The following is a 24,489-nucleotide window of genomic DNA, read 5'->3' as shown; positions in this document are numbered from 1 at the left end:
CTGCTTTGCACTGGACGGCGAGAAATCAGGCCGATAAGATCAACCGTTCCAGCGTATCAACATCGTATCATATTGACGTAGAATAGGTTTGCTGAATCGTCGTTAAAATTTCATATCCAGATTAACAAGCGGCGTACGCAAAAAGTAACGACTATGAAAACTCTTTATTTCGACGTATTCGCCGGCGTCAGCGGCGATATGTGCATCGGCGCCTTCATTGATGCGGGCTGCCCGGTTGATGAACTACGCGCCCTACTTTCACAATTAGAACTGCCCGGGTTCGATCTCCAGAGCGAGACGGTGCGTCGCGGGGCCTTGTCGGGAACCAAAGCGCACGTCATCGTCGAAGAAGAACATCACGTCCACCGCTCACTCGGCGACGTTCTGACTATTGTTGACAAAATAGCGTGGCCCGGCAATGTCCGCCAACGCATTGAAGACACTTTCACCGCATTGGCCAAAGCCGAAGGTAAAATCCACGATAAACCCTACGACCAGATCCATTTCCACGAAGTCGGCTCGTATGACGCCATTCTCGACATCAGCGGCGCCCTGTTGGCGCTGCATATCCTCGGCGTCGAAGCCTGCGCCTGCTCCAAGGTACATGTCGGCGAAGGGCTTCTGACGGGAACGCGGCACGGAACCATCCCGCTGCCGCCACCCGCGTCGGCGGATTTATTGCAGGGGTTTGAACTCTTTTCAACTGGACGCAACATCGAGATGGTGACGCCGACTGGCGCAGCGCTTTTGAAAACGCTGGCGGGCGGTTCGTCGCCCATGCCGGGCATGAAGATCGACGCCATCGGCTATGGCGCCGGCAGCCGCGACCCCAAAGACTTGCCGGGGCTGTTGCGCGTCTTCATCGGCGAGACCGCGCCCGGCGGCGCTGACCGCGTCGCTGTGATCGAAGCCAATATCGACGACATGAACCCCGAGTTTTTCGAGCCGTTGTTCGAGTCACTATTCAAACAAGGCGCGCTTGACGTCGCGTTGTCGCCTGTCCAAATGAAAAAGAACCGCCCCGGCGTGACGATTTCCGTCATTGCTCCAATTCCAAACAAAGAAGCAATCGCTCACGTTCTGCTGCGCGAAAGTTCTTCCATCGGCGTACGTATGCACGAGTGTGAGCGCCGCACGCTCGAGCGCAAAACTTGCGTGGTTGAAACGCAATGGGGGCCGGTCAAAGGCAAGGTATGTTGGGGGCATGGGGTGGAACCGCGCTTCAGCCCTGAATATGACAGCGCAAAACAAATCCACGATGAGCACGACATCCCCATGAGCCGGATCTATCAAGAAGCCGCCCGCGTTTATGGCGCCAAATCAACAAGCAAGGACGACTAAGTGAAATCTCGCTGGCTGCAGTTCCTCATCGCAATCATCATTGGAGGCGTTTGTCTCTTTTTGTTCGCGCGCAGCGTTCCCAACTGGGGCGAAGTGTGGAGCGCCATACTCAAAGCCAATTACGGCCTGCTGGCGATAGCGGTATTGTTAGGGCTATCCACCATCTATATCCGCGCCTGGCGTTGGCGCTCATTTTTGGGCGAGCCGAAAGTTTCTTCGTGGAAATTGTTTCTCATCGGCGGCGTCGGCTTCATGGCCAACGGCGTTTTGCCCGCGCGCATGGGCGAACTGATTCGCCCTTTTCTGGTCAGCCGCATGACGCCGCACAAATTCGCCGCCGCGCTGGCAACGATTGTGGTCGAGCGCGTTTTTGACTTATTGGTGATCTTGTCGCTGCTGGCGTATTCGCTCTGGATGTTCCCTCTCGAAAACACCGCTGCGGATGGAAGCGCCCCCGCATTCTCCGTCAATGATTTAGGGCAGGTCGGCGCCGGGGTATTAGTGATCTTGGCGACCGCCGTCGCCGTCATGAGTTACGCGCCGCACTGGACGATTGGAATTATCCGCTTCTTCGGCAAGTTTCTGCCGCACGGCCTGGTCGACAAACTCATTCAGATCGTCCACTCGTTTGAAAAAGGCTCCTCGACCTTTCGCCGCCCGCGTTCGTTTTTATATTGCACCGCAATCAGTTTGTTGTTATGGCTAGTGATCGCCTTTAGTGAATTATTGGTGATCTGGGCGTTCGGCATTACCCACGTTGATATGAACGGCGCCTTGCTATTTATGTCGGCGTTGTGTTTTGCGGTGATGTTTCCCCAGGCGCCGGGCTATCTCGGCCCCTACCAGATCGTCGCCGCGATGGTGTTGACGCATTCTTTCGGCGTTGAACCATCAACCGCCGGGGCGATCGCCATCACCATGTGGTTTACGCAAGTGCCGCCCGTCATCGCAATGGGCCTGCCCTGCATGGCGGCGCTGAACGTCTCGTTCCATGACCTGACCCACACCGGCGAGCAAATCCCCCAGACGGAACTCGACGCCCAGGCGGACTAATCCCATGCGCAGCGCTTACCTGCCTTTTGACCGCGATCTGGTCAATCCCGAAGGCCTGTTGCAGTGGATCAAAGAACTCGGCATCGAAGTCGAGTTTAGTGATTCAGACCAATACCCGCGCCGTCCGGTTATGTTTTCCGCCTACCAGATGGAGCCGCCGCGCATCCGCATTTACCGTTACTCGACCGTCGAGGAACAATTCAACCTCATCAGCCAGCAACAGGCGGGGTATTACGGCCCCTGGTATTGCCTGCATCTTGCCTTTCGGCTCTATTTTCATTTGGAAATTAATGGAATGTATGAGACGCCGCGTTCGTGGCGGCACAAGTTGTTCGGCGGAATGGAAAGCCTGGAAGAACGCGCCTACGCCTTCGCGCATGAACTATTGGGATGCCGCTATAACCCCGCCCGCTTTGATTACTACATCGACAAAGCCTTAGAACCCGGCGGGACGCTGAGCTAGTTAAAGCGGTTGCCACAAAAATATTAGTATTGATTTTCGGCGCAATCGACAAGAATTGGTAATCAGTAAAACCCTCATCCTACCCTTCTCCCAGAGGGAGAAGGGACTACGTATTCGCGCCGAATCGCAAACGATTTCTTCACTCACACATCCGGTCGGATGGCAACAGTAAGTTCGGGGGCGGCTCTGTGAGCGCCTGTGCAACAAGGGCGGTAAGCCCGCACCGAAGCGAAGAGAGACGTACCCAAACTTGCTGTCCTTAATTTACGTTTGGATTAACGGACTTTCGGGCGCAGCGCACTGCGCCCCTACTAAGATCAATGGATGCTTTATGCGCGTGTGGACACGCGCACTCCAGACCGCTTGCCCTGCTTTATGAATCGGTGGGTTTGGATTGGGATGCGCGAATGTCTTCAGAATTCTTAAAGCGCTTTTTCCAATCACGCCGCGCCAGCGCCTGCATATTTACGTTTTTGTCTGTCTCATCAACGATTTCAAGGCCCAACAATGTCTCAATGACGTCTTCCATAGAAACGACCCCGGTCATACTGCCGAATTCATCGACGACCAAGGCGATGTGTTCACGCTTCTGAACAAAATCGTTGAACAATTGAAATATGTTGTAGGTCTCCATCACGCATACGATATCACGTTTGAGCGTTTTCAGCGGCTTGCCTTCTTCGCCTTCGACCAGATGTTCCAGCACCTCGTCTTTCAAGATATATCCACTGATATGCTCTTTGTCGTCCGCTCGATACAGGGGAATGCGCGAAAAGATGAGTTCGTCTTGCTTATCATAAAATTCGCGAAACGGCATCTCTTCCGACGCAACAACGACCACCGTGCGCGGGGTCATTATCTGGCGGGTTTGATAGTGCTTCAGGTTGATGATGTTATGAATAAACTGGGTTTCGACTGGATTGAGTTCTCCCTCTTGCGAGCCGAGTTGCGCCATCGCAAGAAAGTCAGAGCGGGTGAACGCGCTGCGCCCTTTGCCTGAATAGAACAGCGCCGTAAACACCTGGCACATCCACACCAGCGGCGCCAACACCACCAACAACACCGCCAGCGAGTGCACCGTAAACGGGGCCAGCGCGCGCCAGTTGGTGGCGCCCATTGTCTTGGGAATAATCTCAGAAATAATCAGAATCGCTGCGGTCATTAGAACAGGCACGGCGACGCCCGTGATTAGTGGATTGCTTTCCGCCCAAATTTTTGTCGCTTCCTGGCCGACGCCGATGGCGCCGACAGTATGGGCAATGGTGTTGAGGCTTAAAATCGCCGCCAAGGGTTTATCGATGTTTTGTTTGAACTGCTGCAGTCGGGGGCCGATGGCGCCGCCTTCATTCAGTTTCACCTGCATATAGGAGGGAGTTATGCTCAAAAGCACGGCTTCCCACAGCGAACACAAGAACGAAAAAATAATTGATACGGCAAAAAAAACAAACAACAGTGAATACATGAATGGCCCCTTTAAGAATTCAACGACGGGAAGAAGAACCCGCACCCCGGCGATTGTTCCCGTACATCATTATATTTTTGGTTTGCAGTTTGTTCTATGGCGACTTATTGGGATTTTATCTTGTAAAATAACGCAGGCAGCCAGCGGTGCGAAACTCACCTTAGGAAAGAAATCAGGATTGTGCGATCACATCTTCCCATACAGCGCGAAGAGGCGGACGCCGTCGATCTCAATCGCGGCGAGAGGCTTGCGGCGAAAATACAGCGTCGCCTCCGCCTGGGTAAACATGCCCTGGCGCGATTGCAGCAGATGGAAATCATAGGGCGGGTCGGCCACGTGAACGATATCGTCGCGCAGCCAGCCCCGCTGCTTATAATAATCAATCACCTCGAAGGGCATCGAGAGCGGACGCATCGTTGCGCCCGGCGGCGCGGTTGCATTGATCGCCTCGAGCATGTCGCGGGTCAGCGAGTCGCACCAGTAGGTGCTTTCCATGCCCATTTCATTGGCGCCGCTGACGCCGCCCGCCAGTGAATTGTAATAGGCCAAATAGTGTGGGTGAATCTGGTAGGCCGTCATCGCAAACGGTCCCGCCAGCAGCGTCCAAAACACGCATTGCACAACAACGGCGGGCAGGCGCCGGGTCCAGTCGAACAGCCGTTGCGCACCCCACCCCGCCAGACACGCCGCGAAGGGAAAGCACGGCAAAAACAATCGGCAACCGTCGTATGCCTGCGCCAGCGGCAGGATCACCAGCGACAACGGCGTTAAAAAATGCAGCAGCAAAAACAACCTCACGCCGCTCGGGTCGTTCCAGGCGAAGCGCTTTTCGCTACGCGTCCATGAGAACAAACCGACAAACGCGCAAACCAAAATCGTCGCGGGCAGCGTCAGCAACAACATCACCAGCGGATAATGCCAGGGCGAGTCGCCGTGATAGATGGTTCCTAAATAAAACAGCGCGATGGGCCGCGCAGTCGATTTATCTGCATAATCAATAAAGCGTTCGATGATGCGCGGCAGGGTGTCATGCCACAGCCAAGGCTGCAAACCTACATAAAGAATCGGCGTCAACGCCGCCGCCCAGCCGATGGCTTGCACCAGCCGCACCAATGATTCGCGGCGGTCTTGGCGGTTCAAAAAAATATGCACAAGCGCCCACAGCAACAACGGGAACGGCAAAAAGACCGAATGCAACTTCGTCGTGAACGCAATCGCATAGGCAACGCCGAACAACCACGGCGGCCAACGGCGCTCGATCACGTTGAAGCCGATCACGCCCGCCCAAAACCACCACGCCATGATGGGGACGTCCAGGCTGAACAAGTGCAGATGCCCAAACACGCGCGGCATAAACAACAGCGAAAGCGCCCCCGCCAATGCGCCCGCGCGGGAAAGCATGGGGCGCAAGAACAAAAAGATCGACGCCGCTAACAAGCCGCCGATCAACGCCGACGGCGCCCGCAACGCGACCAGTTCATCCACCCAACCCATCAGCAACAGGCGCGAAACCGCAGCGATAGTACGCGGCAGCGATGGATGGTCGGAGGTCGTCGTCCAATAGGCGTCGATGGTTTCTTTTGAAAAAGGCGCGTCAAGCGAAAACAGGCCGTTGATCCATTCGCCCTGTTTTTGCGCGGCGGGAATATTGGGCGCGGCTTCGTCCCAGGTCACCCCCGGCGCACCCAACTGCGGCAACAGCAATGCCCACGCAACCACCGCAATCAGCGCGGCGATTTTCCAATCCGTACGGTCTTTTGCAGGAGATTGATCCGGCGCGTCAGTCATGCGGCGCCCCTGGCTTACGCGCAACCGCGACGTAATTCAACGCAAACAATTTGCGCGGCTCCAAATAGGCGTCAATATAAGATATCGCTCGTGAATACCACGCATTGAACGCGTACACGGTCCAATTCAAACCAGGGACAGGCTTCGCAACGGACTTGGCAATCACTGACGGGATATGCCCCAGAAATGAGAGCAATCCGCCTGCGGGTTGGATTGTAATTTCGACGAACCCCGCGCGTTCTAACAACACGCGCAATCCGTGTTTGGTATAGCGAAAGTAGTCATGCGGTTCGTTGTGAAGGTAGGCCAAGTGAGGTACGCTCAGCGCCAACGCGCCGCCCGGCTTCATGCAGCGAAAGAACTCATGCAGCGCCGCCTGGGGATCGTCAACGTGCTCCAACACCTGCGAACAAAACACGCCGTCGAACGCCTCATCGCGCAACGGCAATTGCATCACCGAACCGACCGCATCGAGGCGCGGGTTCGATTGAATATCGACCGCGACGTAGTCTTCAACGCTTTCTTTCAGGGCTGGCGCATACGCCGTCATGCCCGCGCCCGCATCAAGTATGCGCCCGCGCAGCACTTGCCGCGCCGCAGGCAGGAGCACCCGCGTCAGGCTAACGCGCGTGGGCGACAACGAAAAATAGGCGTCGCGCCCGGCGTGTTCACGAGCGATTTCGCGGTCGCGTTGTTTGACTTGGTCGTACAGGCTCATTTTTCTTTCTGTGAATCCAATACTTGGAGATAGAGGTCGCGATACATTTGCGCGGCGGCGTTCCATGAAAAATGCTGCGCCCGCTCGCGCGAACGGCGGCCCATCTGCTCCAACAGGTTGGGTGCGCTCAGCCAGTTTCGCAAGTGCTCCGCCAGGGCGCCGACCTCGCCGCATGGAACGATGGCGCCGTTGCCGTCGATGAGTTCACGGCTGCCGCCCACATCGGTCAACAGCAGGGGCAAACCGCAGGCCATCGCTTCTAACGCGGCGTTGGCCATACCTTCCGCATACGACGGCAATACAAACGCATGACACCTCGGCAATAGCGCCGCGATCTGTTCACGCGTTAATCCGCCATGAAATATTACGCGGTCGCTGACGCCAAGTTCATCCGCAAGCGTTTTCAAATTTGCTTCTTCCGGCCCATCGCCGACGAGATGGCTTTGAAAGGGAATTTTGTCTTGATGAAGAACCGCACACGCCCGCAGCAGCACGTCAAACCCTTTGCGTGGAATCATTCGTCCAACGCTAATGAGCGACAACGGCCCGTCCCACTCGCGCTCCACGGGATGAAAAGCATCCATGTCAATACCATTGGGGATGACGCTCGCGCTTAAATGCGGAAACGCATTCTCATACAAATGCTTCAACCCGTCGCTGTTGGCGACCACCGCCGCCGCGTTGGAATAAATGCGCTGCAGCAGCGGTTTCAACACAATGTAATCAAGCCCGAAGCGCTGGTTATATCCCGGCACGTCCGACCCACGCACCGAAACGATGTAGGGCGTATCGCCGCAAAGCCGATAGGCCAGCAACCCGGTTGGAAAGCCAAAAAAAGCGTGGATCAAATCATAGGAATGCTCGCGCAGGTGAGCGCGAACCAATTGATGAAAGCGCCAGAGAAAACGCAAGACCTCGCCCCGCCGCCAATAGCGCATATCCCGCTTGGGGAACGCATATAGCAATAGCCGCGCACGTTCGCTCAAATCGACCGTTTGCGTCTCGACCGAGGGAGCAATCAGCGTCAGTTCAACATCGTCCATCGCCGCCCACTCTTGAATCAGGTTGCGATGGGCGGAACCGCCGCCGCCGCCGATAGGGGGGAATTCGTAATTGAGCGCCAGAATGCGCATCACGGCTTCCTCAGTCGCCCTTATTTCGAAGAGTTGGAGACTTTGTCAAGAATGCGGTTCGCCCGGCTGACCGCTTCGTCCATCTCGCTGCCGTCGCGGGCGTTCTGCATCAATTCATCAGCGAGATTAATCGCAACCAACAGCACAACCTTTAGCGACGGCGCGGTCGGAGCCTGGGCGACCAGCTCATCAATTCTCTCTTTCACCAGAGCGCCCGCTTCACGCACCGCATCGGGGTCATCGCCCCCGCGCAGTTGGAGATGGGTCCCCATAATTTCGAGTTGGATGATGTCTGGGTGTTGCGACATGGCCGCCTCTTCCCGCCGCTGATGTTACCCTTCCAGCGCCTCGATTTTTTCGAGGATGGAGGTAACTCGCGTGCGAATTTCTTCTTTGCCGGCGTCGGTCGAAGACAATTTCTTTTGTATGTCTTCGTTTTCCATTTTCGCCAGTTCTAAATCTTCTTTTAAACTGTCGCGCTCTTTTTTCACGGTACGCAACTGCCCAATCAGGTTATCCACCCGTTGGTCTAACGCTTTCAATACATCTAACAAAGATTCTGTGCTCATTGATATACCTCAACCTTAACAAAAATCATTATATGCTAAGAACGCAACTGTACGTTTAGCTTTTTTTGCAACTCGTCCAAAATCGAACGGCAAACGCCGTCGACGGTTTCTTCTTTCAAGGTTTCGCTGGGCGAGCGGAAGGTCAAACGAAACGCCACGCTGGCGAAGCCTTCCGCCACCTGTTTGCCGCGATAGTGGTCAAACAACGCAACGCTCTCTAATAACGCGCCGCCCTGTTTCTGTACGACTTTTTCGACTGCTTGCGCGGTCACGCCGTCCGGCAAGAGAAACGCCAGGTCGCGTTCGACGGCGGGGTAAATCGAAAACGGTTTATACAACGCCAGCGGCTTGCGAAACGCCTGGCTCATCGGCGCCAGTTCAAACTCAAACACGCACACCCGACCGCTCAGGTCATCTTTTTCCGCCAGGCTGGGATGCAGTTCGCCAAAATAGCCGAAGGGCTGCTTGCCCGCCTGCACCCAGACGCCGCGATGGGGATGCAAACAATTGGGGCCGGGAATCAAACGATAGCGCGTCAACTTCGCCGTCTGCAAGAGGCCGTCAACCAGCCCTTTGAGATCGAAAAAGTCGAATTCGGTTTTATGGTTGCGCCAATCACCGATCAACGGGCCGACAATGGCCCCGGCGATGGTTTTCTTTTCGTGAACATGGCCTTCGTGCGGCGTGTAGGTGCGGGCAATTTCAAACAGGCCAAAATTGGTATTGCCGCGCGATACATTGCGCTTCACCGCTTGTAACAGCGACGGGACCATCGAGGTGCGCATGGTGCATTCGCTTGAATTGATCGCGTTCAGGATAGTGCAAGCGTCGTTTTCTAAACTGACGTCTGCGGGTGGAAACGGTTCCAAAAATGTTTCATTGGTAAAACTATAGGTCACCGCTTCGTCCAGCCCGGCGCCGTTGAGATATTCTTTTATCTTTTGAATTAACTGACGGTCGATCTCTTGCGGTTCCGGCGTCTTGAGCGGGACCAAAGGCAAGGTAGGCGCAAATTTGTTATAGCCGTGGCAACGCGCCACTTCTTCGACCAGATCGGCCTGCCGCTGGATGTCTTTGCGATAGGTCGGGATGCGCACCGTAATCTGTTCGGCGTCGCGGCTTTCTTTTTTTAGATTGAGGCTATCGAAGATGGATTCAATCTCAGTGGGGTCAATCGGCGTTCCCAGCAACTTGTCGCAATAGGCGAACTTCAACGACAGCGTACGCTCGCGCAACGGTTCGAGCAGTTCATCATTCTGCGTATCGGCGACCGTTATCTCTCCGGCGACCTTGCCGCCCGCTAGTTCGGCGATGAGATGAGCGCAACGCCACGCGGCGGGAACCACCATGTCAAAATCAACGCCGCGTTCAAAACGATAGGAGGCTTCCGACGACAGCCCCAGCGTCTTGCTGGTGCGGCGGATCGACGGGGGATGAAAATAGGCGCTTTCAATCAGAATGTCCGTCGATTGTTCCGTCACTTCGCTATCGAAGCCGCCCATCACGCCGGCAACGGCGGAAGGGGTCTCCGCATCGGCAATGACGAGCATCTCTTCGCTGAGTTTGCGTTCTGCTTCGTCTAACGTCTTGATGATTTCATTCGGCTTGGCGCGGCGAACAACGATTTTTTCGCCTTTGAGTTTTTTAAGATCAAACGCATGAAGCGGCTGGCCGAGTTCCAACAAAACCAGGTTGGTCGCATCTACCACCGCGTTAATGCTGCGCACGCCGCAGGCTTCCAGACGCGCTTTTAGCCATTCGGGCGAAGGGCCGATTTTTATGCCGCGCATTACGATTCCAGTATAGCGCGGGCAGAGGTCTTCATCTTCAAGCGTAATGCTGGGTCTATAGTCAGCGTCAACGTCCGCCGCGATGGGCGAGACATCAGGCATCTTCAACGATTTTCCACAGGCGGCGGCGACTTCGCGCGCCATGCCGACCGCGCTCAACACATCGGGCCGGTTGGGGGTGATGCCGAGATCATAGATAACGTCATTCATCCCCATATATTCGATCAGCGGCTGGCCTAACGGCGCGTCCGACGGCAGGATCAAGATTCCCGCGTGATCGTCGCCGAGGCCAAGTTCGCGCTTGGAGCACATCATGCCAGCGGATTTTTGTCCGCGAATTTTGCGCTTTTCAATCTTAAAATCGCCGGGCAGCACAGTCCCCACCCGCGCCAAGGCAACGCAATCGCCGGGCTTCATGTTTTTCGCGCCGCAGACGATATCGTGCGTCACAGAGCCGTCATCGACTTTGCACAGCGTCAGTTTGTCGGCGTCGGGATGCGGCGCCGTCTCGAGCAGTTTGGCCACCACAACGTCGCGAATCGCAGCGCCGGGCGATGTCATCTCTTCGACTTCAAAGCCGCGAAGCGTCAATACGTCAGCGAGTTCATCGGGCGTCGGTAGGCCTTCGACCAGTTCAGCAAGCCAGGAATAGGGCAGTTTCATGATGTGTGAATACGTAAATCCTTACAGGGGAATCACTAAGATAGTGCGAATCGTATCCAGCGCTACGGCATGGGTCAAGGTGAAGCAGAACCGCATCGCGTGAGATTGTCGTATTTTTCGGTTCATCCGGTAAATGGGTACCTACATTGATGGATGTATTGATGGATGACCGTGATTTTGGTTCCCAAAACGTATTCCGGCCTGTCAAAAACTGACAAACCAAATCAGGCATGGGTGCAACTCTGGGAGCGCCTGTGCATAAGGGCCTGAAAGCCCGCACTGAAACGAACAGAGTTATACCCATGCCACATATTGATGGATGTATTGATGGATGACCGTGATTTTGATTCCCAAAACGTATTTCGGCCTGTCAAAAACTGACAAACCAAATCAGGCATGGGTGCAACTCTGGGAGCGCCTGTGCATAAGGGCTCGAAAGCCCGCACTGAAGCGAGCAGAGTTGCACCCATGCCTGATACAGCGAAATCTCAATTCAATTTATTAAAATAAAGTATCCAAAATTTATGGAAGAACCTATTTTTCATTGACCTCGATATTACATCAACTATAATTTCAATACGATTTTTTTGAAAATTGTTCTTGATTCTATGAACCGCCTGTCGTATTATACAAATGTTCATTAAATAAATTTCATCCACGCGAAGGAGACGCAGCCGTGTCTGTAGACGCCAAAGACCGCCAAAAAGCGATAGACCTAGCCATTAACCAGATTGAGAAACAATTCGGGCGCGGTTCGATTATGAAAATGGGCGATGCGCCCCGCCAAGCGGTCAGCGTCATCCCCACTGGCTCGCTCACGCTCGACGACGCGTTAGGCGTTGGCGGCGTTCCCCGGGGCCGCGTCATTGAAATATACGGGCCGGAATCGTCCGGCAAGACGACGCTGGCGCAGCACATCGTCGCTGAATGCCAGAAACTGGGCGGCACCGCCGCGTTTATTGACGCCGAACACGCGATCGACATTGAATATTCCGCCAAACTCGGCGTTGACGTCGACAACCTGCTGGTTTCACAGCCTGACACCGGCGAACAGGCGCTCGACATCGTTGAAATGCTGGTTCGCAGCGGCGCAGTCGATATTATCGTGGTTGACTCGGTGGCGGCCTTGGTGCCGCGCGCGGAAATCGACGGCGAAATGGGCGACACCCAGGTCGGCCTGCAAGCGCGGCTGATGTCGAAAGCGCTGCGCAAACTGACCGCGATTCTTAACAAATCACACTGCTGCGCGATTTTTATTAACCAGATTCGCGAAAAAATCGGCGTCATGTTCGGCAACCCCGAAACCACCAGCGGCGGACGCGCACTTAAATTTTATTCTTCTATCCGCCTTGATATTCGCCGTACCGGCACCATCAAAGAAAAAGGCGTAGCCGTCGCCAACCGCGTAAAAGTGAAGGTTGTCAAGAATAAAATCGCGCCGCCGTTCCGTGAAGCCGAGTTCGACCTGACCTTCGGCGAAGGCATATCGCGCACCGGCGAATTGCTCGACATCGGCGTTGAACATGACATTGTCGACAAAAGCGGCGCCTGGTATATGTATAAAGAAGAAAAACTGGGCCAAGGCCGCGAAAACGCAAAAAATACGCTCAAAGAAAATCCCGAAATATTTGACGAAATTCATTCCCGAATTCGTATCGCCCTCGGCATCGACAAAGACCCAAACGCTGAAGTCCCCCCTGTTGATGCTCCTGAAACCGTGGATGCGACGAGCGATGACGCAAAACCCGCGAAAGAAGAAAAAAAGAAATAAACGTAGCGACTGTTTTAAAATTCATGGTCAGTGTCATTGCGGGTGATAGTAGGTTTCCCTCTTGGTGGAGTAGGTATTTTGACTGGCTTTAAAGAATTATCCAACTTATATCCGGTGGGCTGCTTCGCTTCGCTCGCGAGCCCACCCTACCCTTCTGCGTAGTCCCTTCTCCCTCTGGGAGAAGGCGGAGGATGAGGGTTATAAAAAATCGGTGGGTTAAGTATTAAAGAACCCACCCTACAAAAAATATGGGAGGGCGAGGCTCCCGCCGAGCCTTCGGGTGCAGTACGCTGCAACCCTCACTTAGTCACGGGTTCTTTTGCGCACATCACCAGTAACTTGAGGTAGCGCTGATAGATGTCTTTTGCATCTAAGTGTTGGGCCGCGTACGCGCCTGCCGCATGGCTAAAACGCGCCCAATGTTTAGGCATGGTCAGAAGCGATTCGGTTTCTTGCGCCAAATGCACTTCCGATCCTTGCGCAAAAATCCCCAGTTGGTGCTGTCCAATCGCGCCGTCCGGGTCAACATGCAGGCTCGCAAGCGGCACGCCCGCCGTCAGCGCTTGCGCCGACGCATACGGCCAGCCCTCGAAGCGCGATGTGTTCACAAGCAATTTCGCGTTTGAAATAAAACGCCCCAATTCAGAATACGGCACCGAATTTTGAAACGCCAAATTGGGCAGATGGCGCGTCTTTTCTACCAGCGATTCCAGATACTCTTGCTTGCGCGGTCGACCAAACAATGTAAATGAAATGTTCGGCAACGTCGCCGCAAGACGCATAAAATACTCAGGCTGCTTCCAATCCACCAACTCGCCCACCCAGATCACGCCGCCGCTGCGCATCTCCGGCGCCGGCAGCGCAACCGCGACAGGCGGAAGCGCATAGGCTTTGATTTTTTCCGCCCGCAGCAACATGCGCGCCTGCTCTTTGGTTTGACAGGTCACCGCCCGCGCAAGATGAAGCGCCTGGCGAAATCTTGCGCCGTCTTCTCCCGCGCCGTGCACGTACGTCCCGTCGCAATCCCGAGGGTGGGCCGCGAAAAATACAAACGCGCGTTTGCGTTTTTTGCAAAATCGGGCAATCGACAACGCCAACGGCGACGCTCCACTTAAGCAATACACTTGCGCGTCGATTTCTTCTATCTGGCGTTCAAAGGCGCCTTTTCGACGCCACCACTTCTTCCAGCCTTGTTCTTCGCCTTGCCTCATGCGATAGACCAACGCGCCCGAAAAATATTCTACGTCGTCTTGCTGGTGGTCGCCCACGATCACGCTCAAATCAATTCGCGCATCATTGCCTAGCCGCCGCGCAAGTTCAAACAACGCAATGTCCGCGTCGCTATAAGCCCCACGGACGAGCGGATTAAAAAGCGGGTAGACCTCAGAAGAAATCAAACAAATTTTATAGGGAGCATCCATAAGCGAGAGCGTATCTCGAAACTGTTGTTCCTCAAATCAGCATCGAATACAACAGCATGAAATCGGATTCAACATGACGTGTTTATTTGTACATATTCGACCAATCGAGCACAAAACTCCCCCCCCCCATAAAAAAGAGGGCTTTGTATTTTTATTTGCCGATGGCTTTTTGAAAACAAAAATCAAACAACAACTGCCATTCGATTTGTTGAATTTTTTGGCACACTCGCTCGGCGCCCGTCCCTCGACGGTAGGCTGAGTCGCACGCATCGACAAAAGCGAACGCATCCCACTCCGCACCTTGAACCAGATACGCCAATTCACTGACTTCCGGTTGTTGGCTCAACAATGAGGTGGCTTGCTGCAACAAGGGCGCGAATGCCTCGTGCCGCCCGACCTTTCGGAACCAATACTTCGAGTTGGAGGCATCCGGTTCGCGGCGATGCATGATGCCATGCCAATAGCTGCCGTCGGTTGTTGGGATCGACTGACTGATGGTGTGCGACTCGTCCAAATAATCGTGGTAGAGCCACAAGCCAGACAAACAACATTGCGCCGCCATCAGATCATGGACCGCCTTGCCATCAAAAATCACCTCGGCGCTTAGCGAAGATAACATCGGCCCCGCCGCCGCGTTCGGCCGCCCCGGCCCGAGTTCATTCAATCGACCTTCACCAATGGCCTCGGCGACCCGCGTTCCATATTGTTTTGGATCAAAGACAAACTCCATCGTTCCCTCCATCAAAAATCTACAGCATTCGGCTCGACAAGGTTGCACGTATTTCGGTACTATACCATTTAGATTGGTTTGAGGGAGAATTGCGATGATTTCAACCACACGATTCACAGCGATACTAATAACAGCGCTGACCGTATTTTCACTCGCGGCGGCAAATGCAGACGTTCACCAATGGGGACGCTTTGAAACCAACTTTTCAGCAGAAAAAACCGTCAGCAACCCCATTCAAGAGATTCGCCTCGAAGTGGATTTCACCGCGCCAGACGGCTCCATTCAAACCCGGCTCGGTTTTTGGGATGGAGAAAAAACCTGGAAGGTACGTTTTTCGCCAACACAAACCGGCGAATGGAAGTATTCGACGCGATGCGTAAAAGGCAGCGACAAAGGATTAAACAATCAAAGCGGCAAATTCACCTGCACCGCCTACTCCGGCGAAAACCCGCTCTACCAGCACGGCGAACTCCAGTTGTCTAAAAATCGCCGCTACATTCAATACGCCGATGAGACCCCCTATTTCTTTCTGGCGGACACGGTCTGGAACGGCCCGTTATTTTCGGACATCGCGGGTTGGGTCAAATTTTTAACATTACGCCAGCAGCAAAATTTCAACGCCATTCAATTCGTCACCACGCAATGGCGCGCCGCCGAAGGCGACGCCAACGGAAACCCGGCGTTTAGCGGCGTTGAAAAAATATCCATCAACGAAAAATTCTACCAGCGCATGGATGATTACTTTGACGCCATCAACCAACACGGCATGGTTGCCGTCCCGGTATTGTTGTGGGCAATCAACGGCAAGCAGAATCCCGGCAACTTTCTACCCGAAGACCAGCGCATTCTCTTAGCGGAATATCAGGTTGCGCGTTACGGCGCACACCAGACGATATGGTTTTTGGCGGGCGACGGCGAATACCGCAAAGAAAAAGCCGGACCCTGGCGCCGCATTGGCCGCGCCGTGTTCGGCGACAACCACCACCGCCTCGCCACCATGCACCCAGCCGGTTCGCATTGGGTCGCGGACGAGTTTCGCAACGAAAAGTGGTTTTCGTTTTTAGGCTACCAGAGTGGACACGGCGACAGCGATGGCAACTACAAATGGACGTTCGCAGGGCCAGCATCTAAAGAATGGAAGAACCAACCGCCGCGACCCATCATCAACATCGAACCGAATTACGAAGGCATCTTGGCGTATCAATCCAAAAAGCCCCACCCTGCGCTGCATGTTCGCCGCGCCTCGTATTGGAGCCTGCTTTGTGCGCCGCCCGCTGGCATTACGTATGGCGCTCACGGGATATGGGGTTGGCATTTTGAGCGCGGCCCCGCCATCGGGCACAACGGCAACGGCGACGGCGACCCGTGGCACATCGCCATGAACTTGCCCGGCGCCAATCACATGGCGCATCTGTATGATTTTTTCACATCAATCAATTGGTGGGAACTGCACCCCGATCAATCGCTGGTCGCCAATCAACAACAAGCCGCCAAAGATTTCATCGTTGCGGCGCGAAGCAAACAGGGCGACTTGGCGGTTCTCTATGCCCCCGGCGGCGGCGCAATTCGGGTAAACGCAGCCTCGCTCAAACTCCCCATGCAGGCAAAATGGTTTAATCCCCGCAGCGGAAGTTGGACCGACGAAGGGCCTGTCAAAGAAAAAGTCCAACATTTCACTGCACCCAACAACGAAGACTGGATTCTATATCTTCAATAAATAAAGCGACATAGAACGAACGCGGGGCTGTTATTGTCTAAACGGCCCCGCATCAAATTTCTCTGCGGCCCATCTCCCCCGTTTACCAATCCAAGAATAAATTTCATTTTCACTCAATAAACGTTTTTTGTCGCGCGTTTGTATAGGAACAGCCTTATTATTTTGAATGCTCGAGGAGAATACGAATGAAGACAGCACTCAGTTCCTTATTCATCGCAGTGCTCATCGCTGTGGGCGCAGTTGAATACGCCGCAGCGCAACCCGGCCCCGGCGGCATGAGAGGCCCAGGAGGGCCTGGCATGTTTGGCGACCAGGGCGGCGTAATTAGCGACGCTCTTGTGTTAAAAGCCGACCGCGCCGAAAAAATTACCGCAGTGTTTGAAGCCCAACGCGAAACCATGCGCGAACGTTTTACCAGCGGCGACCGGCCTGATTTTCAAAACATGAGCCAAGAAGAGCGCATGGAGTTTTTCCAAAAAATGCGCGCGGATTCGTTGGCGGATACCGTCGAACGTCTTTCGAAAGTTCTCAGCAAAGACGAAGTCGAATTTGTGAAACCGCTGATTGAAATGCGCGGCGCCCGCCCTGACGCGCAAATTCGCGCCCTGCGTATGATCGACATCAGCGATGCGACCCGCGAAAAATTGCAAACGCTCGCTCTAATCTATTTCAACACAGTCGCATCCGTCCAGCCCGAATTCGCGCCTGGCCCCCCGCAAGGCGGTCAAGGACGTGGACGCGGACAACGCGGCGGTTTTTCAGATGAAGACCGCAAAACCATCGAAACCGCGCGCGAGTCGATGATCGCTGATGCGACCAAGACGCTCACCGATGAAGAAATCAAAGCGTGGGAGAAAAAAACATCTGAAGTCGAAAAAGAAATGGAAAGTCAACGCCAGCAACGTGGACAAGGTCGCCAAGGCCGTGGACAAGGCGGAGCCGGCGGTCAAGGCAGAGGCCAATAAATACGAACGCGCCAAGTCGCCGTCAGATCAATTCACTGATATCAAAAGAGGCCGCGAATATTCGCGGCCTCTTGTTGTTTCGATGAAAACAAACGGTTTAGAGTTCTTTGATGCGAATGTTCTTCCACTGCACCCATGCAGGCGTTTCGCCATTGAAACTATGGACTTGCAATCCAATAAACCCTTCTTTGGTCATCGAATCGTTTACGTGTTCCAGCGGGACGCCATTGATCCAGGTTTGAATCAAATCGCCCTTGCACACAACGCGGTAATGGTTCCACTCGCCGTCGTGAAACGCGTCCATCGCTTTCTTACGATCGGTGTTCTCATTGATAAATTTGCTGCGGCGGGCTTCGTCATACACATAACCCGGCAGGCCGTTCACCGCAATTTCAACCTGATAGCCGTGTACGCGCCCGTTTTGATAATCGCTCTTGCTTTCGCTGCGAACCTGGACGCCGGAATTCAAGCGCGTATCGACTTTGACTTCAAATTCCAACGCAAAGTCGCCGTAGTTGCGCGTCGTGCATAAGAACGAATTGGGGCTGCCTTCCACCGTCCAACCGATGATGGTTTGATCCTTCACGCTATATTTCGCCGTCCCGTTGACTTGCTTCCAACCGTCGAGCGTCTTACCGTCGAACAGCGAAACCCAGCCGTTATCTGAAGCGCCGTGGTCAGCCCAAGCGATAGCGTTTGAGATCAACCGCCGGTAACTTTCATTTTGAAACGCATGTTTATCGTGACCCAGTTGAATGTACGCAGCCCGCCCCGGCGCGTGGTCAATGGCCCAGGCCAGTTGCGGCGTACTGGTCGGCTCATCGGTTGTCAACAAAACATGCGAGTCAGGATGCACATACACATCTTTGTAGGTTTCATCAAAAATAGTGAAGTCGCTAAGCCCTTGCGTGATGGGGTGGTTTTTGTCGGCGATTTTCACGGGGACATGCACTTCATGCTTATACGCAGAGGGGGCCAGCGTTTTGCCGTGCCGTTTGATTGGCTGCAAAACATACATGCCGCCGATCAAATCAACGAACCCCGTCCACTCGGGGTACGACGCCGCGCAGTGGTGGGTCGCGACGATTCCCTTGCCCGCGCGCAGAAATTCCAAGTAGCCTTCTTTTTGCGCATCTGTAATTTTGGGCCACATATCGTACAAGACCGCCACGTCATATTTCATCGCCTCGCCGGAAGCAAACATCTCGTTGGCGCCGGGCTGGGCGACGTGGCGATAGACGATGTCCGGCGTGAGGCTGAACACTTCAAAAAATTCTTTTTCGTCAAACTCATGTCCGCCGGTAATCAATAACACTTTGACGGGTTCCGCTTGTGTGGACAACACAAAACAGCAAACCATTAGACTCAATATTGATAAAACGATATTCCGAACCATGCGTCTTCCTCCCAAAATAGATGATGAGAATTTAGTCTACTATATTCTGACCCTAAAATGTATGGATAACTTGATAGCGCGAGCCGACCCCCGGCTCCTTCATCACTTCGATGCGCACCATGAATTTTTCCTTTAATTCTTCCAGGTGAGTGACGACCAGGATTTTCTCGAACTCGTCTTGAATTTCATCAATCGCCTGGACGATCTGGCTCAGGCCGTCTTCATCCTGCGTACCGAAGCCTTCGTCGATCACCAGCAATTGCAGACGGCTGCCTGCGCGGCGGCACAACAACTGCGAGAGCGCGATGCGCAGCGCCAGGTCGGTGCGAAACGCTTCGCCGCCGCTGAACATTTCATAGTCGCGAGTGCCGAGTTCGTCGCTGATTTTGATATCGAGCGTCTCCGCCACGCCGCCCGATTTGCGCTCGCGTTGCGACTCCAATTTCACCGAGCAGGCGCCATTGGTCAGTCGGTGAAGAAGCCGGTTGGCGTCGTTTTCGAGCTCCGGCAGGGCGCGTTCGACAATCAGCGCCGGGATGCCGTCGCGACTGAAGGCGCCGCGCAGAATGTCATACAACTTCACGTCGCGCTGCAAATCCGCCCGTTTGGATTTCGCGTCTTTGCGTTCTTGTTTGCGTTGTTCCAACCGTTGCCGTTTTTCCTGGACCGCGCCCAGATTGCGCTGCAACCCGTTCCGCCCGGTTTCTTGATTGCGGATTTCCTGCTGGATGTCTTCCAGGCGCTTTTCATCTTGCGCAAGCGTTTTTAATTGCGGCGCAACCGCTTGCATGTCGTCTTCTAGCGCCCGCAAACGCACGTGCAATTCTTGTGATTCTGCATTGCGCTTCTCGACGTCGCGCTCAAGTTCTGGTAGGCGTTCTTTCGCGGCTTGCAAACGGTTCCAATCGGTCAGCGCATTGCGCAATTGTTGTTGTTCTTCGTGCAATGTTTTTCGCGCCGACAGCGCTTCTTGCAGCGGCGCCATTTCTTCCATCGTTTGTCGCAGCGCCTGGCGGGCTTCGGCGGCGAACGCCTCCGCGTTTAGTACGCCTTCGGCCTCCTCGATGGATTTCAAAACCACTTCCATACGCGCCGTCCGCTGCTGGCTCCGCCGGGTCTCTTCTTGCAAGCGGTTCCATTGCAGATAATCATCTTGTCGCGCTTGAATTTGCGTTTGAATTTCCGCGTGCGCCGCTGCATCATACCCCAGTCGCTGCATCTCCTGTTGGATGCGATCAACGCGGGTGCGGGCGTCGAGCGCAAACTGCGCATCGCGAACCGAAGCCTCAATCTCATTGGCTTCTTTGAGCAATGCCTGCTTTTCGTCCCACTCTTGTTGCAAGCGCGTTTGTTGGTCGGCCCGCATCTTCAATTGCGAAAGTCGGGTTTCGGCCTGCTCGCGTTTGGCCTTGGCGTCTTTATAGGCGTTGCGCAAATCGAGCACGTTCTTTTTATCGCGCCCAATTTGTTTTTTAAATTTCTGGATATTCGATTGCGCTTGCTTGATCTCTTGTTGCAGATGCGATTCGAGATCGTGCTGCGAGTGGGCGTCCAGCGATTGACGGCACAAGGGGCACTCCTGAGTTTCTCCCTTGCCCAGCAGATCGAGTTTCTCATTCGTTTCGTGAATTTGCGCCTCCAAGCGTTCGGTCTCTTTTTCGGCGGCGTCAACCGAAGAACTTGCGCGGCGGCCTTGTTCGACCACGTCCTCTTCCTGCGCCTTATATTGCGTCACATCCTCTTCGGTTTGAGGGAGCTGCGCCGCAGCGGCTTTCGCTCCCTCCAACTGTTTGGCCAGGGCGCTGAGATCATTCACCCGCCCCCGCAACTCAGCCAAGCGATTGTTGAGGCGTTGTTTTTCTTGTTCCACTTCGGATTCGCATTTTTGTTTTTCCGCCGCCAGCGCGTCAAACGGCGGGCGTTGCGCACTGCACTGCTGGTCTCGTTGTTGCAATGCCTGATAGGCTTGATAGTTCCGTTCTATTTCTTCTTTACGGCCCAACAAGCGCCCGGCTTCACGCACCGCCTCTTCGATCTGCGTCTGTTCGCTTTTGGATGAAGCCAGCGCTTCGCGCAGCCGTGCGCGTTCTTGTTCGACAGCGCGTTCCTGCTCCCGGCGGGACGCTTCCATTTTCTGCAACTGCCCATCAAGTTCAAGCAGTCGGTTCAATTCATTCGCAACTTGTTCGCCGCGTTCTTTTCGCCGTTGAATATCCACTTCGTTCGAGACCAAGTCCGTCAGCGTTTTTTGTTCTTGCTGCAAGCGCTTCATCTGAGCATCCGCGTCCACAATCCGTTTCTGAATCTCTTTAAACGCGGCTTCGGTTTGCTGGAGTTGTTGCTGTTTGATTTTGAGTTGGGTCAACCGGTCTTGTTCGGCGCGTTCTTGTTTGCGCAACGCTTCGAGTTTCGCTTCGAGCGCTTTCAACGCTTCGCCGAGTTCCGTCTCTTGGGATTTCACTTCGTCCTCGTCCGCGAGTTCATCTTCAATGGCGGCGACCGACTCATCCAGCGCCTTTAACTGCGCTTTTGTCTGGCTCAAGCGTTGCTTGGTTTCTTCCAGCAGTCGGTCGTAATAGGCCAGCCCTAGAATGTTACCCAAAATTTCCTTGCGTTCCTGCGGCGACTGCCGGGTAAACGCGTCGGCTTTGCCCTGTTGTAAAAACGATGAATTGACAAAGGTGCGGTAGTCGAGGCGCAAGGTTTCGATGATGCGCTTTTGGGTTTCTTTTTTGCTGGAACCCGTCAACAAACTAAACGCCTCTTCGCTCTTGTCGCGTACGCGAAATTCTAAGCGCCCCGAGCGTTTGTTGCGGCGGTGTTCGCGATAGACCTGATAAATGCGCTCGCTGAGTTCAAAAGTATATTCCACCGACATCTCATCGGCGCTCAACCGCAACAGGTCGCCGTCGGGCGTTCGGCTATAGTTCGCCTTACGCGCCTCGCCCCACAGCGCCCAGGTGATAGCGTCGAGCAACGCCGACTTACCGTGGCCGTTGCGCCCGGTCAGACAGGCCATGCTAAAACTGGTGAAGTCAAGCGGCTCAACGTCTTCGCCGTACGATAAAAAATTTCGCAGGGCCAATGTTCGTGGAATCATACGCGCCTTTGCATCTGGTGATTTCGTCTGGCTTGAAGGTATACTGCAAATACCCGTTTGCTCAAGAGAAGGAGACGCACCCTTGAAGATTGACCTCCTGTTCACCTGGCATGAACTACAACCCCGGTCGCTGGAAAACAGCATCGTCGTGGTCGCCGACGTCTTGCGCGCCACCACCGTTATGATGCGCGCCCTGCAAAACGGCGCCCGCGCGATCATGCCTCAAGATAGTGAACAATCGGCGCAAGATATGTACACCCTATTGCAGGAGCAAGGCCTGCCCGTTTTGCTCTGCGGCGAAAAAGAAGGCGTCAAGCGAGAAGGCTATCACCTGGGCAACTCGCCCTCGGAATTTACGCCCGCAGCCGTCAACGACAAAATCATGGTGCAATTGACCACCAATGGAACCAAAGCGCTCTCGGCGGCGCGTACCGCGCAAAAAACTTTCATCGCAGCCTTTAGCAATATGACCGCCGCCGCCAACCGCCTGCGCCTTTACAAAGACGACGCCGAAGAATGCCTGTTCGTCGTTTCAGGCCGCGAAGGGCGCTATTGCCTCGAAGACGCCGTCTGCCTGGGCGGCATCATCGCCCTGTTGATTGAGCCGCCCGGCGTGTTCACCGAAGTCTCCGACGCGGCCCGTTCCTCCGTTGACCTGTTTCATCTCTATCAAGACGACCTGCTCAACATGCTGCACACCTGTTACCATGGCCGCTATTTGCAGGAAATCGGCCTGGGCGACGACCTGGAAGAATGCGCGCAAGTCAACACCACGCCGATCACGCCGGAGATGAAAGGCAATCGCATTTCTATCGCGTAAGGCAATTGAGTTTGAAGAGAGGAACGCCAACATGAGCGACCAGACCGCGCGAATCAAAGAAATGTTGTCGGCGCTTTCAAAACAAAAAAACAAGTCGAAGAAAGGCTTGCAAACCCTCATCGGCATGTTAGGCCAGATGGACCGCCAGACCGAACAAACCATCATGCGCACACTCGACCAGCAGTATCCCGACTTGGCGCAATCGCTGCGCGAACAATATTTCACCTTTGAAGATTTGGTCTCAATGGAAGACGCTGTTTTAAAACGCGCTTTCGAAGAAGTCCACCGCTCGACGCTGGCGGCGTCGCTCAAAGGCCAACCGCAGCCGGTTCGCGACAAAGTGTTAATCAACCTTTCGCCGCGCGCCGCCGCCATGCTCGAAGACGACATGGACGCCATGGGGCCGCAGCCGCGACACATCGTCGAAGAAGCGCAACGCGAAGTGACCGAGGCGCTCAAACGCTGGAGAAACGTCATACTATAAGCCGACTACGACACGCGACCGGAGGCAATGCGTCAACATGGAAACCGTTCTGCAAACCATCGCCAAACAGGCCAACCTCGACCGCATTCTCTTCACGCCTGCGTTGAAAAAAATCTATTTCGACATGGCGGTCGGCTCCGGCGGCGCCACCCAGTTCAAACACGCCGATACCATCCGTAACGGCCTCACATTCGCCGCCGACAAAGCCCGCGACAAAAAACACGTCCTGCTGTTTTGCGCCGTGCATGAGCTGGTTCATAGTTACGACATGCTGCTAAAAACCGCTCATGAGCTCACCCCGGTCGTCGTGCTCGCCGTCAATGAAAACGCCCCCGGCTCCCTACGCGACGCCGGATCCTTTTTGCCCTATAGCAACAACGGCTGGCTGCAATTTCACACGCACACGCTGCAAGAACTCTATGACCACTTGGCGCTGGCCTACCATCTCATCCACGATCAAAAAGAACACCCGCCTTTTTTGATCTTTCATAGCGCCGTGAATCATGACGATTTGGGTGAATTCGCCCCGCGTGAAGACATTGACATGGGCAATCCGCTCACCGGGCTGCAAACCAGCGCCAAGACCGATGAAGACCCCTTCGCCGCCGCGATGGCCGCCGTCGAAAATAAAACCAAAGAAAAGATCACTCTACGCGGCTTGCTTCAGAAAACAATCGGCAATCTCCGCGAGGGGTATACCGAGTTTGGTTATGACCTGCCCGGCTCTGGCTTTCCCATCGTCGGCGAAATCACCAAAGGGAATTGGGCTGTGATTACTTGCCTTCCGCCCGCCGGGGCGCCCGACGATTACGTCCGTCCGTTGTGCCGCCGCCCCTTTATACCGGATGGATTGGCTGAATATTTGAAAAAGAAAAAAGTGATCGCCGTCGTCGAACCGCTGGCCGCGCCGGGATGCACCGTCCCTCCGTTTTTTGCGGAACTCGCGGCGTCGCTTGGCGCCCAGATGAAAGCGCGTTTTCTTTCCATTCAAGCGCCGCCGAATTGTGGCATACTATATAACAGCGATCAGCGCAAAATTGAGGGTCTCATAGAAGAAGCGGCTTCAGACGCTGAAACCGTCTATCACACCCTGTAAAACAAGGAG

20 protein-coding genes are annotated in these 24,489 nt (G+C 54.5%); 9 read left to right on the top strand and 11 right to left on the bottom strand.

Features of this window, described 5'->3' with window-relative positions:
* Window positions 1-153: 153 nt before the first annotated feature.
* From larC to P9L94_13625, 3 genes are read left to right on the top strand one after another with little or no spacing between them, the layout of a single operon-like run.
* Window positions 154-1,341, top strand: a complete 1,188-nt coding sequence (gene larC, locus P9L94_13635; GenBank protein MDP8245120.1) for a nickel pincer cofactor biosynthesis protein LarC — start codon at window positions 154-156, stop codon at window positions 1,339-1,341.
* The gene (locus P9L94_13630) at window positions 1,342-2,394 is read left to right on the top strand and encodes a lysylphosphatidylglycerol synthase transmembrane domain-containing protein (protein MDP8245119.1); all 1,053 of its coding nucleotides are present in this window, start codon (window positions 1,342-1,344) and stop codon (window positions 2,392-2,394) included.
* Window positions 2,395-2,398: 4 nt separating this feature from the next.
* Window positions 2,399-2,857, top strand: a complete 459-nt coding sequence (locus tag P9L94_13625) for a hypothetical protein (protein ID MDP8245118.1) — start codon at window positions 2,399-2,401, stop codon at window positions 2,855-2,857.
* A gap of 373 nt (window positions 2,858-3,230) precedes the next feature.
* Here P9L94_13625 and P9L94_13620 read toward each other — a convergent pair whose 3' ends face one another.
* The 7 genes from P9L94_13620 to pheT form a co-directional block, all read right to left on the bottom strand.
* The gene (locus P9L94_13620) at window positions 3,231-4,319 is read right to left on the bottom strand and encodes a CNNM domain-containing protein (GenBank protein ID MDP8245117.1); all 1,089 of its coding nucleotides are present in this window, start codon (window positions 4,317-4,319) and stop codon (window positions 3,231-3,233) included.
* A gap of 186 nt (window positions 4,320-4,505) precedes the next feature.
* Window positions 4,506-6,107 (bottom strand): glycosyltransferase family 39 protein, encoded by a 1,602-nt coding sequence (locus P9L94_13615; protein MDP8245116.1) that lies wholly within the window; start codon window positions 6,105-6,107, stop codon window positions 4,506-4,508.
* Window positions 6,100-6,825, bottom strand: coding sequence for a class I SAM-dependent methyltransferase (locus P9L94_13610; protein ID MDP8245115.1), 726 nt, complete (start codon window positions 6,823-6,825; stop codon window positions 6,100-6,102). Before P9L94_13610 ends, P9L94_13615 begins: the two co-directional genes overlap by 8 nt.
* Window positions 6,822-7,958 (bottom strand): glycosyltransferase, encoded by a 1,137-nt coding sequence (locus tag P9L94_13605; GenBank protein MDP8245114.1) that lies wholly within the window; start codon window positions 7,956-7,958, stop codon window positions 6,822-6,824. The genes P9L94_13610 and P9L94_13605 overlap by 4 nt, the downstream gene beginning before the upstream one ends.
* A 20-nt stretch (window positions 7,959-7,978) precedes the next feature.
* On the bottom strand, window positions 7,979-8,266 hold the full coding sequence (locus P9L94_13600; protein MDP8245113.1) for a cell division protein ZapA: 288 nt from the start codon (window positions 8,264-8,266) through the stop codon (window positions 7,979-7,981).
* Between the two features lie 24 nt (window positions 8,267-8,290).
* The gene (locus P9L94_13595; GenBank protein ID MDP8245112.1) at window positions 8,291-8,527 is read right to left on the bottom strand and encodes a hypothetical protein; all 237 of its coding nucleotides are present in this window, start codon (window positions 8,525-8,527) and stop codon (window positions 8,291-8,293) included.
* Window positions 8,528-8,562: 35 nt separating this feature from the next.
* Complete coding sequence (gene pheT, locus P9L94_13590) at window positions 8,563-10,980, bottom strand: phenylalanine--tRNA ligase subunit beta (protein ID MDP8245111.1); 2,418 nt, start codon at window positions 10,978-10,980, stop codon at window positions 8,563-8,565.
* Window positions 10,981-11,656: 676 nt separating this feature from the next.
* On the opposite strand from pheT, the gene recA reads away from it, so the two are divergent.
* Window positions 11,657-12,751, top strand: a complete 1,095-nt coding sequence (gene recA, locus P9L94_13585; protein ID MDP8245110.1) for a recombinase RecA — start codon at window positions 11,657-11,659, stop codon at window positions 12,749-12,751.
* Between the two features lie 299 nt (window positions 12,752-13,050).
* Here the strand turns inward: recA and P9L94_13580 are convergent, their stop codons facing one another.
* Window positions 13,051-14,172 carry a glycosyltransferase family 4 protein gene (locus tag P9L94_13580; protein MDP8245109.1) on the bottom strand — a complete coding sequence of 374 codons (1,122 nt, stop codon included), beginning with the start codon at window positions 14,170-14,172 and terminating at the stop codon, window positions 13,051-13,053.
* A 151-nt stretch (window positions 14,173-14,323) separates the two neighbouring features.
* Window positions 14,324-14,902 carry a hypothetical protein gene (locus P9L94_13575; GenBank protein MDP8245108.1) on the bottom strand — a complete coding sequence of 193 codons (579 nt, stop codon included), beginning with the start codon at window positions 14,900-14,902 and terminating at the stop codon, window positions 14,324-14,326.
* A 94-nt stretch (window positions 14,903-14,996) separates the two neighbouring features.
* On the opposite strand from P9L94_13575, the gene P9L94_13570 reads away from it, so the two are divergent.
* Window positions 14,997-16,619, top strand: coding sequence for a DUF4038 domain-containing protein (locus tag P9L94_13570; protein ID MDP8245107.1), 1,623 nt, complete (start codon window positions 14,997-14,999; stop codon window positions 16,617-16,619).
* Window positions 16,620-16,804: 185 nt separating this feature from the next.
* Window positions 16,805-17,584, top strand: a complete 780-nt coding sequence (locus P9L94_13565; GenBank protein ID MDP8245106.1) for a hypothetical protein — start codon at window positions 16,805-16,807, stop codon at window positions 17,582-17,584.
* 97 nt (window positions 17,585-17,681) lie between these two features.
* On the opposite strand, the gene P9L94_13560 is transcribed toward P9L94_13565, so the two are convergent.
* Together P9L94_13560 and P9L94_13555 are read right to left on the bottom strand one after the other, a co-directional pair.
* A complete protein-coding gene (locus tag P9L94_13560; GenBank protein ID MDP8245105.1) occupies window positions 17,682-18,980 on the bottom strand; it encodes a DUF1080 domain-containing protein in 1,299 nt (432 codons plus the stop codon).
* A 52-nt stretch (window positions 18,981-19,032) separates the two neighbouring features.
* A complete protein-coding gene (locus P9L94_13555; GenBank protein MDP8245104.1) occupies window positions 19,033-22,080 on the bottom strand; it encodes an SMC family ATPase in 3,048 nt (1,015 codons plus the stop codon).
* Window positions 22,081-22,162: 82 nt separating this feature from the next.
* On the opposite strand from P9L94_13555, the gene P9L94_13550 reads away from it, so the two are divergent.
* From P9L94_13550 to P9L94_13540, 3 genes are read left to right on the top strand one after another with little or no spacing between them, the layout of a single operon-like run.
* Entirely contained in the window at window positions 22,163-22,900 is a 738-nt protein-coding gene (locus tag P9L94_13550; protein ID MDP8245103.1) for a 2-phosphosulfolactate phosphatase, read from the top strand.
* Window positions 22,901-22,931: 31 nt separating this feature from the next.
* On the top strand, window positions 22,932-23,384 hold the full coding sequence (locus P9L94_13545) for a FliG C-terminal domain-containing protein (GenBank protein ID MDP8245102.1): 453 nt from the start codon (window positions 22,932-22,934) through the stop codon (window positions 23,382-23,384).
* Between the two features lie 37 nt (window positions 23,385-23,421).
* Window positions 23,422-24,480: a hypothetical protein gene (locus P9L94_13540; GenBank protein ID MDP8245101.1), complete on the top strand. Its 1,059-nt coding sequence runs from the start codon at window positions 23,422-23,424 to the stop codon at window positions 24,478-24,480.
* Window positions 24,481-24,489 lie beyond the last annotated feature (9 nt).

Origin of the sequence: Candidatus Hinthialibacter antarcticus (assembly GCA_030765645.1) — a bacterium.
Classification (GTDB): Bacteria; Hinthialibacterota; Hinthialibacteria; order Hinthialibacterales; family Hinthialibacteraceae; genus Hinthialibacter; species Hinthialibacter antarcticus.
Note: the sequence above shows the minus strand (reverse complement) of the source record. Positions and strands in the feature narration are given on the sequence as shown.

What these genes read in the sequence shown, in the direction of transcription:
- larC (MDP8245120.1), top strand. Translation starts at nt 154, where the DNA reads ATGAAAACTCTTTATTTCGACGTATTCGCCGGCGTCAGCGGCGATATG.
- P9L94_13625 (MDP8245118.1), top strand. Translation starts at nt 2,399, where the DNA reads ATGCGCAGCGCTTACCTGCCTTTTGACCGCGATCTGGTCAATCCCGAA.
- P9L94_13620 (MDP8245117.1), bottom strand. Translation starts at nt 4,319, where the DNA reads ATGTATTCACTGTTGTTTGTTTTTTTTGCCGTATCAATTATTTTTTCG.
- P9L94_13615 (MDP8245116.1), bottom strand. Translation starts at nt 6,107, where the DNA reads ATGACTGACGCGCCGGATCAATCTCCTGCAAAAGACCGTACGGATTGG.
- P9L94_13610 (MDP8245115.1), bottom strand. Translation starts at nt 6,825, where the DNA reads ATGAGCCTGTACGACCAAGTCAAACAACGCGACCGCGAAATCGCTCGT.
- P9L94_13605 (MDP8245114.1), bottom strand. Translation starts at nt 7,958, where the DNA reads ATGCGCATTCTGGCGCTCAATTACGAATTCCCCCCTATCGGCGGCGGC.
- P9L94_13600 (MDP8245113.1), bottom strand. Translation starts at nt 8,266, where the DNA reads ATGTCGCAACACCCAGACATCATCCAACTCGAAATTATGGGGACCCAT.
- P9L94_13595 (MDP8245112.1), bottom strand. Translation starts at nt 8,527, where the DNA reads ATGAGCACAGAATCTTTGTTAGATGTATTGAAAGCGTTAGACCAACGG.
- pheT (MDP8245111.1), bottom strand. Translation starts at nt 10,980, where the DNA reads ATGAAACTGCCCTATTCCTGGCTTGCTGAACTGGTCGAAGGCCTACCG.
- P9L94_13580 (MDP8245109.1), bottom strand. Translation starts at nt 14,172, where the DNA reads ATGGATGCTCCCTATAAAATTTGTTTGATTTCTTCTGAGGTCTACCCG.
- P9L94_13575 (MDP8245108.1), bottom strand. Translation starts at nt 14,902, where the DNA reads ATGGAGTTTGTCTTTGATCCAAAACAATATGGAACGCGGGTCGCCGAG.
- P9L94_13570 (MDP8245107.1), top strand. Translation starts at nt 14,997, where the DNA reads ATGATTTCAACCACACGATTCACAGCGATACTAATAACAGCGCTGACC.
- P9L94_13565 (MDP8245106.1), top strand. Translation starts at nt 16,805, where the DNA reads ATGAAGACAGCACTCAGTTCCTTATTCATCGCAGTGCTCATCGCTGTG.
- P9L94_13560 (MDP8245105.1), bottom strand. Translation starts at nt 18,980, where the DNA reads ATGGTTCGGAATATCGTTTTATCAATATTGAGTCTAATGGTTTGCTGT.
- P9L94_13555 (MDP8245104.1), bottom strand. Translation starts at nt 22,080, where the DNA reads ATGATTCCACGAACATTGGCCCTGCGAAATTTTTTATCGTACGGCGAA.
- P9L94_13545 (MDP8245102.1), top strand. Translation starts at nt 22,932, where the DNA reads ATGAGCGACCAGACCGCGCGAATCAAAGAAATGTTGTCGGCGCTTTCA.
- P9L94_13540 (MDP8245101.1), top strand. Translation starts at nt 23,422, where the DNA reads ATGGAAACCGTTCTGCAAACCATCGCCAAACAGGCCAACCTCGACCGC.